General features: G+C 68.8%; 10 protein-coding genes. 3 read left to right on the forward strand and 7 right to left on the reverse strand.

Annotated features, from left to right (window positions below; all coding sequences use genetic code 11):
* The 3 genes from VF536_RS21815 to VF536_RS21825 form a co-directional block, all read left to right on the forward strand.
* Positions 1 to 1,071 (forward strand): porin (locus tag VF536_RS21815; RefSeq protein WP_331616995.1); only part of this gene is annotated, 1,071 nt, incomplete at its 5' end.
* On the forward strand, positions 1,071 to 1,613 hold the full coding sequence (locus VF536_RS21820) for an FMN-binding protein (RefSeq protein ID WP_331616997.1): 543 nt from the start codon (positions 1,071 to 1,073) through the stop codon (positions 1,611 to 1,613). The genes VF536_RS21815 and VF536_RS21820, both read left to right, overlap by 1 nt.
* Before the next feature lie 74 nt (positions 1,614 to 1,687).
* A complete protein-coding gene (locus VF536_RS21825) occupies positions 1,688 to 2,428 on the forward strand; it encodes an FAD:protein FMN transferase (RefSeq protein WP_331616998.1) in 741 nt (246 codons plus the stop codon).
* Here VF536_RS21825 and VF536_RS21830 read toward each other — a convergent pair.
* The 7 genes from VF536_RS21830 to VF536_RS21860 all read right to left on the reverse strand — a co-directional run bounded on the left by VF536_RS21830 (position 2,370) and on the right by VF536_RS21860 (position 12,187).
* Positions 2,370 to 3,605, reverse strand: a complete 1,236-nt coding sequence (locus tag VF536_RS21830; protein WP_331617001.1) for a PepSY-associated TM helix domain-containing protein — start codon at positions 3,603 to 3,605, stop codon at positions 2,370 to 2,372. The two genes, VF536_RS21825 and VF536_RS21830, sit on opposite strands and share 59 nt — an antisense overlap.
* Positions 3,606 to 3,618: 13 nt before the next feature.
* On the reverse strand, positions 3,619 to 4,317 hold the full coding sequence (locus VF536_RS21835) for a hypothetical protein (protein ID WP_331617002.1): 699 nt from the start codon (positions 4,315 to 4,317) through the stop codon (positions 3,619 to 3,621).
* Position 4,318: 1 nt separating this feature from the next.
* Positions 4,319 to 6,865, reverse strand: coding sequence for a TonB-dependent receptor (locus tag VF536_RS21840; RefSeq protein WP_331617003.1), 2,547 nt, complete (start codon positions 6,863 to 6,865; stop codon positions 4,319 to 4,321).
* A 142-nt stretch (positions 6,866 to 7,007) separates the two neighbouring features.
* Positions 7,008 to 7,985 carry a FecR domain-containing protein gene (locus tag VF536_RS21845; protein ID WP_331617004.1) on the reverse strand — a complete coding sequence of 326 codons (978 nt, stop codon included), beginning with the start codon at positions 7,983 to 7,985 and terminating at the stop codon, positions 7,008 to 7,010.
* On the reverse strand, positions 7,982 to 8,494 hold the full coding sequence (locus tag VF536_RS21850) for a sigma-70 family RNA polymerase sigma factor (RefSeq protein WP_331617005.1): 513 nt from the start codon (positions 8,492 to 8,494) through the stop codon (positions 7,982 to 7,984). The genes VF536_RS21845 and VF536_RS21850 overlap by 4 nt, the downstream gene beginning before the upstream one ends.
* Positions 8,495 to 8,642: 148 nt before the next feature.
* Positions 8,643 to 10,616, reverse strand: coding sequence for an ATP-binding protein (locus VF536_RS21855; RefSeq protein ID WP_331617006.1), 1,974 nt, complete (start codon positions 10,614 to 10,616; stop codon positions 8,643 to 8,645).
* Positions 10,617 to 10,834: 218 nt separating this feature from the next.
* Positions 10,835 to 12,187: a HAMP domain-containing sensor histidine kinase gene (locus VF536_RS21860; protein ID WP_331617040.1), complete on the reverse strand. Its 1,353-nt coding sequence runs from the start codon at positions 12,185 to 12,187 to the stop codon at positions 10,835 to 10,837.
* Positions 12,188 to 12,230: the final 43 nt, after the last annotated feature.

Consider the following 12,230-nt stretch of genomic DNA (forward strand, 5'->3'; position numbering starts at 1 on the left):
GAGCCGGCCCCGCGCGGCGGCCTGCTCGGCCCGGACACCGTGCTGACCAGCTACGGCGAGCTCACCTACAACCGTCCCACCAAGGCCAAGGAGAACGCTCAGGCGGACGTGCGGCGCTTCGTGCTCGGCTACGAACACCGCTTCGACGCCAAGACCAAGGTCGTGACCGAACTGGAAGTCGAACACGCGGTGTCGTCCTCCAGCGATCCCGGCGAAGTGGAAGTCGAGCAGGCCTACATCGAGCACCAGTTCGCGGCGAACTGGGGCGTGCGCGCCGGCCTGTTCCTGATCCCGGCCGGCCTGCTCAACGAGCATCACGAGCCCACGTCCTTCTTCGGCGTCGAGCGCAACTTCGTCGAGACCGCGATCATCCCCAGCACCTGGCGCGAAGGCGGCATCCAGCTGGTCGGCACCTTCGACAACGGCCTCACCGCGCAGGCCGGCATCACCACCGGCTTCGACCTCAGCAAATGGGACGCGGCCGCGACCGAAGGGCGCGAATCGCCGCTCGGCTCGATCCACCAGGAGATGGCGCTGGCGCGCGGTCGCGACCTCGCGGTCTTCGGCGCGGTGAACTGGCGCGGCATCCCGGGCCTGCTGCTGGGCGGCTCGGTGTTCAGCGGCCAGGCCTCGCAGGGCCAGACGGCCAAGGGACGCGTGACCCTGTGGGATCTGCACGCACGCTGGACGCCGGGCCGCTGGGACCTGTCCACGGTCTACACGCGCGGTTCGATCTCCAACACGGCCGAGTTGAACGCGCCGCTGGTCGGCAATCCGACGCTGATCCCGCGCACCTTCGACGGCTTCTACGTCCAGGCGGGCTACAAGCTGTGGTCGCAGGGCGACTACGCGCTGCTGCCCTTCGTGCGCTGGGAGCAGTTCAACACCGCGAAGTCCTATGCGGACCTGGGTCAAGGCCTGACCCCCGACGCCGCGCGCAACGAGCAGGTGTGGACCGCGGGCGCCAACTTCCAGATCTCGCCCAACGTCGTTTTCAAGATCGACTACCAGCGCTTCCGCGAGGCCAGCGACCAGAACCGGGTCAACCTGGGTCTGGGCTGGAACTTCTGATGCGCGTGGTGCTGGTCGGCGCCGCGGCGGTGACGCTGCCGGCGATCGCCTTCGCCGTCGACTACCAGAGCGCCGACGCGGCCGCGAAGCTGATGTTCCCGGACGCCGACGCCTTCGAAACGCGCACCGCAGCGCCCGACGCGGCGGGGCTGAAGCAGCTGCACGAGCAAGGCGCTGGCGGCCGCACCCACAGCTGGACGGTGCGCATCGCGCGGCGCGGCGGCGCGGTGCTGGGGTATGTCGTCACGGACCAGGCGCTGGGCAAGGCCGAGCTCATCGACTTCGCCGTCGGGCTGACGCCGGACGGCACCGTCAAGCAGGTGGAGATCCTCAGCTACCGCGAGAGCCAGGGCCACGAGATCCGGATGCCGGCGTGGCGGCGGCAGTTCGTCGGCAAGGGCGCGACGGCGGCGCTGCGCGTGGGCGAGGACATCGCCAACGTCAGCGGCGCGACGCTGAGCTGCACGCACGTGACCGATGCGATCCGGCGCATCGTCGCGGCGGTCGCGCTGATGCGGCGTTCTGCCGCATTGCCGAGCTGAAGGACGAGGCGATGACGGTGGGCGCGGCGACAAAGGCAGCGACGGCATCGGAGCCCGCATGGACCCGACGCGCCGTGCCCTTGCTCGGCACGCTGGTGGAAGTCGGTGTCCCCGCGGGACAGGGCGCGCGGCTGCAGCGCGCGTTCGATCGCATCGCCGCCGTCGAAGCGGTGTTGTCGCGCTTCCTGCCCGACAGCGACATCGGTCGATTCAATGCCTCCCCCGCGGACCACGAGTTCCGCCTGCGGGACGAGACGGTCGCCGTCCTGCGCGCCGCGCGCGAACTCCAGGAGGTGTCCGGCGGGCTGTTCGACGTCAGCCTGGGGAGCGGCCCTCGACACTGGCACGTCGTCGACGGGCGGCTGCGCAAGCGCCACGCCGACGTGCGTCTGGACCTGGGCGGCATCGGCAAGGGCTATGCCGTCGATGCCGCGGTGCAGGCGCTGATCGCGTCGGGCGCCGGGGCCGGCTGGGTCAACGCGGGCGGCGACCTGCGCGTCTTCGGCGACGTCGACCTGCCGGTGCGGCGGCGCGACGAGGACAGCGGGGGCGTCCGCCTCTTCGGGACGCTGCGTGACGGCGCGCTGGCCACCAGTCGTTTCGGGCCTGGCAGCCGATCGCTGGCCGACATGGCGGGCATGCGCGATGCTCACGACCTGCCCCCTTGCCAGATCAGCGTCGCGGCACCGCAGGCGATGTGGGCCGACGCGCTGACCAAGGTCGTCGCCTTGAGCGGCGACGTCGAGCATCCGCTGCTCAGGCGTTTTGGTGCGATGGCGTGGCGGTGGCCGCTGGATTTGCCGCACTCTTCCTGAGCCGCTTCATCGCCGCCTCGCGCTCCAGCCGCTTGCGGCCCAGGTACAGCCACCAGCCGGTGATGGTGAACGCGGGCAGCATCAGCGCCGCGATGAACATCGCGATGCGCCCGGGCAGCCCGAACAGCGTGCCCATGTGCAAGGGATAGATCGCCGCCAGGGCGCGGCCGCCCGCGGCCTTGGCGCCATAGCGCTCGTCCTTGACGATCTCGCCGTCCTGCGCCTTGATCGTCGTGCGGTTGCGCGCGCGCTCATGCGCGGGCGAGGTATCCAGCCAGGTGAAGAGGATGGGCGCCTTCGCGCCCGTCGGGACGCGGACGATCACCTCGCTCCAGCCGCCGGGCAGCGCGGCGCGCTCGAAGGCCTGCCATGCAGTGTCGATGGCGACGACGTGCGCGCCCTCCGACGACTTCTCGGATTTCTTCTCCACCGTCTTGTCGGAATTCTTCTCAGCCATCTTCTCGCCCATCGGCTTGGCGGTTGCGCGCGGCGGCCGCGGCTCGCCGAGCCACGCGCTCACCGGATCCCGCACGCCGTCGAAGGCCCAGAAGATTCCCGTCAGCGTCACCGGCACGTAGGCCACTAGGCACGCCGTGCCGACGACCAGATGCAGCCGCCGCAGCAAGGCGCGACCACGCGTCTTGCGGTCGATGCGCCACCACTCCGAGACGCTCTTCCAGTCCCGCGGCCAACGCAGGTACAACCCCGACAAGGCCAACACCAGCAGGCCGATCGCCAGCACGCCGGTCACGACACGCCCCGGCTCGCGCGGCAACAGCAGCCAGCGGTGCAGCGACTCGGCGACTTCGAAGAACTCCGCGCCCTTCGTGTCCGCCAGCGGCGCGCCGGTGACGGGGTTCAGATAGATCACGTCGCCGCGCCGCTCGCCCGGCGCGGGCTCCAGGATCGCCTTCGGCGTCCGACCGGGTTCCGCGTACAACGTGAGCGTCGCGACGCGCCGTTCCGGCTCCGCCGCGGCGAAGCCCTGCAGCAGCGCGTCCGGCGTCGCGGGTCGATACGAAGGCGATTCGATCCGCAAGACGCCGGGATTGATCGCCTCGGTGATCTCCTGGCGGAAGGCGAGCGTCGCACCCGTCAGTCCGATGAGCAGCAGGATGGTCCCTGCCGTGATGCCTAGCAGCCAATGCAGCTGGGTCCAGAACTTGCGCGCGGTCATCGCCTTCCTTGGGTCATCGTCCCGCCGCCCAATCGACGGCGGCGTCGAACAGCGCGAGACCGCTGGCCGAGAGATTGGTGAAGGTGTCATTGTCGAGGAACACCATGACGCGGCGGGCCGGCGCCAGGGACTCGTAGTCCATCGTGGCGCCCTTCTCGTAGCCGAAGAGCGCCGCCTTGCCCGGCTCGCCGTAGATCGTCGCGATCGTCGTCGCGCCCGGACCTGGGCGGCCCCAGCCCATGCCGGCCTGCTTCACGTAGACGTTGGCGATGCCCGCCGGCAGGCCGCCCGCCATCGGGTGCGGCGCGTTGACGATCCACAGGTAACGCTCCTTGGTCTCTGCGCCGAAGTCCACGTCGTGCTTCTTGCCCGTCATCGCCAGGTCGTCGAGGACGTCGTTCTCCCAGGTCAGCAGCGGCACACGCAGTTGCCGCCAGCCCGGATCGACGTCCTTGCTCGACACCGTCGACGAGATCACCACCAGCGCCGCGTCCGCGGCCACGGTCGGCGACGCCTTCTGATCCTCGAGCTGCACGATGAAGCCGCGCTCGCCGAGGCGCTTGGCCACCGCATCGTCGACGGCCCGGTTGGGACCGCTCTTCTGCACGACGAGCACGACACGCTCGCCGGCGGCGAAGGCGACCGACGCTGCGCCGAGTCCGATGGCCACGAGCATCGCGGCGCTTCGAAGGAAATTCCGACGTGCGCTCATCTCAGAACTCCATCGAGGCCGAGAGCAACACCTGACGCGCGTCGCCGACGGACACGAAGTAGGTGTTGACGCTGGACGAGTAGTAGGTGCGGTCGAACAGGTTCTTCACATTGAGCTGCAGCTTCAGCGGCAGACCGCCGGCCTTGGTCTCATAGGTCGCGAACGCGTCCGCGACGCTGTAGGCCGGCAGCACGAAGCTGTTGGCGGAATCGCCGGGACGGCGGCCGATGTAGCGGGCGCCGCCGCCCAGCCGCAGCTTGCCCGGTCCGATCTGGCCGAAGTCGTGCACCACCGACAGCGAGCCGGTCGCGCGCGCCACGTTCCACAGCCACAGGCCGGCGAACTGCGGATCCTCGGTCGTCTTCGCGTCGGTGTAGGCCAGCGCGGCGATGCCCTGCCAGTGCCGCGCGAACTCGCCGGCGATGTCGAACTCGATGCCGCGCGAGCGCGCCGCGCCGTTGGTGCGCCAGTCGGTGAGCTTGGTGACGTCGTTGAACTGCGAGACCAGCACGTTGCGCTTCCTGATCTCGTAGACGGCCAGCGTGCTGGTGACGCGGCCCGGCAGGTCGAGCTTCACGCCGGCTTCCCAGGACTTGCCCTCTTCCGGATTCACCGACGAGTCGATCACCACGCCCGACGACAGCGGCGCGATCGTCGATTGCGGCTTCAACGAGGTCGAGTAGTTGCTGTACAGCGAGACCGTGTCGGTCAGGTTGTAGATCAGGCCCACGCGCGGCAACCACTTGTCGCCGCTGGTGGCGGTGTTGGCCTTGAACGGCCGGCCGCGGCCGGCCTCCTGCGTCCAGTGCTGGTAGCGCAGACCGCCGACGACGGTCCAGCGCTCGCCCAGACGCAGCGCGTCCTGCAGGAACACCGACTGGTTGTGCAGCTTGTCGGTCTGGTCGCTGTCGCTGGCGGAGACGGTCTGCGACGGCTGCTCGGTGCCGTAGACGGGATCGAGGTAGCTGAAGGTGGTCTTGGTCGCCTGGCGCAGCAGGTCGCGGCGGTAGATCAGCCGGTACTCGGCGTCGGCGCCGAGCTGCACGTCGTGCGTGACGCCGCCGGTCGTGAACTTGCCGTCGACATAGGCGGTGCCGTAGCTGTCGGTGCTGAGCGCGCCCTGGGTGCCGTCGTTGCTGCGCGTGAGCGTGCCGGTCTTCGTGTTGACGCCGTTCACGCGCAGCTGGTTGGCGTCGTAGGTCTCGCGGTTGTAGCTCGCGTTGACGTGCGCGGCCCAGCCTCCGCCGAGCTTGTGGTCCACCGACAGCTGCGCCAGGTGCGTCTCGCCGTCCATCTGGTTGAAGGGCTCGTCGAGCCGCCGCGTCTTCGGGATCGGCAGCGGCTGCTTGGTGGCCGGGTCGAGCGCGGTGCCGCGATCGAAGGGCGTCAGGTAGTTGCGGTACTCGTACCAGAGCACCGCCTGCGTGTCGCGTCCGTACCAGGCGATCGACGGCGCGATCAGCGTCTCCCGGTGGGTGCCGAAGTTGCGCCAGTAGTCCTCGTTGATCTGGTCGACCACGAGGCGGTAGGCCAGACCGGTCTTGTCCGCGGGATCGGGCGTGCCGATGGGTCCGGTGGTGTCGAGCGTGCCGCCGACGCCCGTGCGGCCGCCCGCGTAGCCGGAACCCACGATGGACACGCTGGTGCGTGCATTCAGGCGCGGCTTCTTGCTGACGACGTTGATCACGCCGCCCGGATCCATGATCCCGTACAGCAGCGAGGACGGGCCCTTGAGCACCTCGACGCTCTCGGCGGCGGCGTTCATGCCGCGGCCCTGCACCAGCGGCATGCCGTTGTGCATCACCGAGCCGTCGCGGTTGCCGCCGAAGCCGCGCTTCATGATCGTGTCCTGCGTGCTCGCGAGCGTGTTGCCCTGCGTGATGCCGCTGACGTTGTAGAGCGCGTCGTCGAGGTAGCGCGGCCGCTGGTCGCGGATCACCTGCGCGGAGACGACGTTCACGACCTGCGGGATGTCCAGCATCGAGTCGGTCGTGCGCAGCGTCGAGGCATCGGGCGTCGGCTGGTAGCGGCGGTCGGCCTCTTCCGGCGCCGGCGCAGCGCGGGCGACGACACGCACCTGCGGCAGCGTGATGTCCGCTTCAGGCGCGGCGCCCGCCGTGCCTGCGGCCGTCGCGTCGGTGGCGCTGATAACCGCTGCATCCTTGCGCAGCGTGTAGACGCCCTGCGCGTTCGGCACGGCCTGCAGTCCGGTACCGCTCAGCAGCGCGGCGAAGCCTGCGCTCACCGTGTGACGCCCTTGCAGACCGCGCGAGGCGATGTCCTTCGTCAACGCCGGATCGAAGGCCAGCGTCACACCGCTGGCGGCGGCGAAGCGGCCAAGCGTGGTCGACAACGCGCCGGGCTCGATGCGGTACTCGCGCTCGCCGCTCGCGGCGTTCGCGGCCGGTGCAGCCGTCTGCGCGCTCACAACCAGGGGCACCGCGACGCCCGCGCACAACAGCATGGACACGGCCAGCCGGACGGGCGTGGAACGGCGGACATGGCGCACGGAAGCGGTGCGCGGACGAGGGGTCGAGCGGGAAGTCATGAAGCAGTCTTTCCAGGGAAGGTGCGGAGCGCGTTCGAAGGCGCTCGAACGTTCTCGAAGTTCTCTTCCCTGTTGCCGGACGAGCCGGAAAAACATGAAGCGCCTGGACGCTGATGCGTGCGCTATGCGCGCGTCGTCAGCGTCATGCGCCGCGCGGACGCACGGTCGCCCAGTACGCGTTCGCGCGATCCACCCGCACCGGCAGCGTCGCTTCCAGCGCGGCGAGCGCACGATCGACGTCGAGGACCGGGAAGGCGCCGGACACGCGCAGCTCCGTCACGCGCGGATCGCAGCCCAGGCGGCCGCGGCGATAGCGGTCGAGCTCGGCGATCACATCGGCCAGGCGCGCGTTGTCGACGATGAGATGCCCGGCGGTCCAGGCCGCCATGTCGCCGGCGATGGCCTCGACGGGGCCGATGGTCGTGCCCTCGACCTCCACCTGCTGCCCGGCATCGAGTCGACGCACGGCGCCGGTGGTGCCGCGGACCTCCACGGCGCTGTCCATGACGGCGACATTCAGGCGGCGGTCCTCCAGGCGCAGCAGGAAGCGGGTGCCGAGCGCGCGCACGCGGCCGTAGCGCGTTTCCACGATGAGCGGCCGCGGATCGCGCGCGCCGTTGGCGCCGATGTCCACGCCGAGGGCGTTCGCGGTCTCGATGAACACCTCGCCCTCATGCAGGCGCAGCGCGCGCCACTGCCGATCGAATCGGACATCCAGCGCGGTCGCGGTGTTCATGACGACGACGCTGCCGTCGTCGAGCGCGAGCCGGTGCTGCTCGCCGGTCGCGGTGCGGTGGTCCGCGAACCAGGCGGCGGAGATGGGGCCGCCGCTTTCACGCCAGAGGCCGTAGCCCAGCACGCCGGCTGTGCCGGCGATCGCGGCGGACTTCAGCAGTTGACGACGCCGCGGCGCGGGTCGCCGCAAGGTCGACGAGGCCAGGTCCGCAGGGACGCCGGACATCATCCGCTGCACGCGTTCGACGCGGTCCCATTCCGCTTGATGCGCGGGATCGGCGGCATGCCATGCGGCCCAGTCGCGCCGCTCCTGCGGCGTCGCGTTGCCGGAGGCGAGGAGGACGAACCACTCGACGGCGCGGGTGCGTGCGTCCGTGTCGCTCACGCGGCGAGCTCGACGCAGCGCGACATCGCGGCCGCCATGTAGCTCGCGATCGTGCGCTCGCTGACGCCCAGCGACTGCGCGATCTCGCGGTAGGTCAGCCCATCGAGCTGCGACAGCAGGAAGGCCTCGCGCACCGGTCGGGCCAGGCCGTCGAGCATGTCGTCGATCGCCTGCAGCGTTTCGAGCAGGACGGTGCGGTCTTCGGGGCTCATCGCCCAGGCGTCGGGCCGGACGGCCATCGCCTCGATCAGCGCGCGCTCGAGGTCGCGGCGGCGATAGAGATCGACGACCAGCCCGCGGGCGATGGTGGTGAGGAAGGCGCGCGGCTCACGCCAGGTGCCGGGCTCCCGACGGGTCAGCACTCGCTCGAAGGTGTCATGCGCGAGGTCGGCGGCGTCGACGGCACAGCCCAGCTGCTTGCGCAACAGGGACTGCAACCAGCTGTGATGCTCGACATACAGCGAGCCCACCAGCTGCAACGACACGGACGGCGCGGACGTAGCGGACATGGACCGGGACGGGAGGCGGAAGGTTCGATCGCGGCGACCGTTCGCCGCGGAACGCGTTCAGGCACGCGAAGAAGCAGATGATAAATGCGAACCATTATCAACGGCAAATGTGCGGGGAAGGTCCAGGGCGATTGGTGGGCGGGAGGGGTCAGGTCTTTTCTTCCACAGTCAGGCCGAGATTCGCTTGCGAGGCGGTGCGCATCACCTTGGCAGAAAGATCGGCGCCTGACACGTCCTCGTATCGAGCAGGGATGCGCTCCCTCAAGCGAAACAGCCGCTGATGGGCCGACCGCGTGAGCTGGCCATAGGTGACGGCCTGGACCCTGCCCCGCAGCACACCCTCCTCCTTGAGCTCGATCTCGCGCGTCGTCTTCGCAGTGATCTCATGGCCGACGACAAACGCGCGGAACATGGGTGTTCCGTCCAGCGCGCCGCTGCCGAGGAAATCTTGCACATAGCCGTTGCCCTGATTCATCTCCTCGCGGCCGATCGCGGAGCGGCCCTTCTTCAGCTCGATGATCAGGACGTTCTGGATGCGCGTGAGCGTCGGATCGGCGACATCGAAGCCCTCCGTGCCCACGATTGAGCAGGTCGCATCGGCCAAGGCCATGATGTCGGGGCGCTGCTTGGCGTTGATGAACGCCTGCGTCGACAGCCGCTTCTTGAAAACCTTCTCCGCAGCCGTGCGAAGGCTGACGTTGGACGAGTATTCGCTGCTGTCGAACTCGGGGCCGAAGAGCCATCGTGCCTGCGTCACCAGAGGATGCAGCGTGTGCAGTTCGTCGGAGGATTCGTCGCCAGAGAGCTTCTCGATGGCCGTGATCACCGCCAGGCGATCGTCGATCTCATCGAGCACCGACAACGCATCACGGACAGTCCATTGGCTCAGCAGCCGGTCGAGACCCTCGATATCCGACTCTTCGAGCCTGGTGAGCTTCTCGAGCAGCGCCGCGCCGCCGCGCGCCTTCTCGATGTTGATCAACGCTTGCACCGCGGCCGAGAGCACGTCCTGCGAGACGGTGGGCGCGGTCTTCACAAGATCCCGGGCGAAGCTGGCGACCTCGGCGCGGCCCAACGGCGAGAGCTCCTTGAAGTCCTCGCGGTTCTTGATCAGGGCCTCTTCGGAGCTTTCTTCCACCAGCGTCGCCGAGAGTTGGGCGAAAACCTTCTTGGCGTAGCCGCGTGCGGCCTCGAACAGGGCGGCCACCTTTGAACTGTTCTTGAAACGGACCCAGTCCTGCTCGACCTCGGGCAGCCATCCATCATCGGCCTTGATGACGATCGAGTAGCGTTTGGCGAAGCGTGCACGGCCATCGATCACGGCCTCTGAGCCGACCACCCAGCTCGGCATGCCGACAAGGCGCCCGTTGACCCAGAAGGCGATGCCTTGATAGAGAGTCGATTTGTTGGAGCGAGTCGAGTCCACCACATATGCCTCGGCCCCCGGACAGCCGTCAATCCGCAACGGCGTCTGTTCGATGAGTCCCGTCTGATCGGCCAAGGCGACGGACTCCCCGTTGACCCTCACGACGAACTGTGGATCGTGGACAAAGCGCGCCGCCAGGATCGCGCGGATGGCGTCGGCGTCGGGCAAATGCCGCTGCACGATGACGGAGACCTTGGTCCCGTGGCCCTCCTTGATGAAAGAGCTCTCCCTTTCGATCTTGAAAGGGTTCTCTTCGCTCTTGGTGCCAATGTCGAAGCTTGCGCCCTTGCCCACGCGCCAGGTTTCGACCGAATATTGATCGGCGAAGCACAGCAGCCCGTGCCGGCCTACGCCGTTGCGGCCGTAAGCCCTTCGACGCCAGCCCTCGCGCTCCAGCGGGAACTCGACCATCGCGCTTTGATGCTTTATGCGGTCATAGCCCAGCTTCATCCAGCGGCCTTTGAATTGCGCGGCGGTCATGCCGTGCCCATCGTCCGCTACCGTCAGAACCAGCGCGTTGGTCGGCGGGATCGTCAGATCCACGATGGAGGCACCCGCATCCCACGCGTTGGCCACGAGTTCGGTGAGCGCGATCTCGGGGTCTTGGGCGATGCGCCCAAGCGTGCGGACGAGATAGTTCTCCTCGAACAGCGATCCCGTCTCCGCGTCGGCCCTTGCCTTGCTTTTCGTCGCCATGCCTTCCTCTACCAATTCTGAAGCAACACATCAGCGCGAGACGATGTCGCACATCGCGCAGTCATCCATGCTAAGTCAGGCGGAGAGGTAGTCATGTGAATGCCAGGGGTCACGCTCCGAACGGTCCTGCTGAACATGCCCAGCTGGAGAATGCGACCAAGCGCGGTTCGAAACTCTGGAGACATCCGCGGTGGCGACCAATCGCCACCCTTTCGATATCAGGCGACAACCTCATTGCCCGCCGGCGCAGGCCCCAGCCGCATCGACACGGCGAACCCCAGCTCGCTCCGCGGCAGCACCAGATCTCCCCCATGCGCCCGCGCCACGAGGTGCGCCATCATGAGTCCCAGCCCCATGCGCCCTTCGTATTGCTGGCTGGCCAGCGCCGCATTCAGATCGTCTCGCTTGTCGGCGTCGACGCCGTCGCCGTTGTCCTCCAGCGCCAGCTCGCACCCACCGCCTTCGCTCGATCGGATGCGCAGCGTCACACGGGTCGCCCGATGCCGACAGGCGTTGTCGAGCAGATTGATCAGCGCCGCGGCCAGCAGATCCGGGTCGGCCTGAACGCGTCCCTCCTCCGGCAGGTCCAGCACCAGCCCATCGGGCAGCGGCAGGTGCCCCAGCAGCTCATTCACATCCAGCGACTGCCATTGCAGGCTCATCCCCGTGCGGAACAAGGTCAGCAGTGCCGTCACCACGCGGCGCAGGCGATCGGTCGCCTCCCGCGTGCGCTGCAGCCGCTCACGCTGCCCTTCCGGCGCCTCGCGCAACGCCACCGCCAGCTGCGCGTCCATGCCCGCCAGCGGCGTGCGCAACGCATGCGCCGCATGCGCGCTGAAGGCCCGCTCATTCGCCACCCGCTGCGCCAGCCGGTGCCCCAGGTCCAGCACCGCTGACCGGATCGCGGCGAGTTCCTGCCGGTGCTGCTCGGGCAGCGACTGCCGGCTGTCCAGCGGATCGTATTGCGCGAGCGCGCGCGTCATGTCCGACAACGGCTCCAGCTCGCGCCTCGCGCGCCGGTTCAGCCAGACCATGCAGAAGCCGCCGACGAGCAAGGCCGACAGCGCGCTCGCCATGCCGACACGGTCGCGCACTTCCCGCCGCTCCGCGCTGGTCTGCGCGACGATCAGCCAACCGTCGACGTAGCGGGTCTTGAACGGCCGCACGAGCACCCGCCAGTCGCCGTCATGCGAGCCGTGCTCGCTGCCGTGGCCGAGCGCCGCGTGCGGCGGCGAGGACGCGGCGTCGCCATTCCAGTCGCTGAAGCCGACGGGCAGCCGCCACGGCGATGAAGGCGCCAGCGGCGACCGGAACAGCAAGCTGCCGTCGCCGCGCACCAGCTGCCAGGAGAAGTGGGTCGACAGATCGTCGTCGTCCGCCACCGCGCCGCCCTCCGGCGGACGATCACGCAGCAGCTGCCCCAGCACCTGCGAGGACGCCTGCATCGTCTCGTCCAGCAGTTCGTCGACCTCTTCCTGGACGACCGCCCAGACCAGCACACCGGCGAGCAGCGCCCAGCACAGCGAGATCAGCAGCACCTGCCGACCGAGCCGGCCGGCGATGGAAGGCACGCGCAAGGCGGGCGCGGACGTAGGTCTTTTGATTGGCATGGTC

The organism is Roseateles sp. (assembly GCF_036486225.1).
Classification (GTDB): Bacteria; Pseudomonadota; Gammaproteobacteria; order Burkholderiales; family Burkholderiaceae_C; genus Roseateles.

Bases quoted from the DNA above. Each gene is read 5' to 3' on its own strand.
- VF536_RS21820 (WP_331616997.1), top strand. From the start codon at position 1,071: ATGCGCGTGGTGCTGGTCGGCGCCGCGGCGGTGACGCTGCCGGCGATC.
- VF536_RS21830 (WP_331617001.1), bottom strand. From the start codon at position 3,605: ATGACCGCGCGCAAGTTCTGGACCCAGCTGCATTGGCTGCTAGGCATC.
- VF536_RS21835 (WP_331617002.1), bottom strand. From the start codon at position 4,317: ATGAGCGCACGTCGGAATTTCCTTCGAAGCGCCGCGATGCTCGTGGCC.
- VF536_RS21840 (WP_331617003.1), bottom strand. From the start codon at position 6,865: ATGACTTCCCGCTCGACCCCTCGTCCGCGCACCGCTTCCGTGCGCCAT.
- VF536_RS21850 (WP_331617005.1), bottom strand. From the start codon at position 8,494: ATGTCCGCTACGTCCGCGCCGTCCGTGTCGTTGCAGCTGGTGGGCTCG.
- VF536_RS21855 (WP_331617006.1), bottom strand. From the start codon at position 10,616: ATGGCGACGAAAAGCAAGGCAAGGGCCGACGCGGAGACGGGATCGCTG.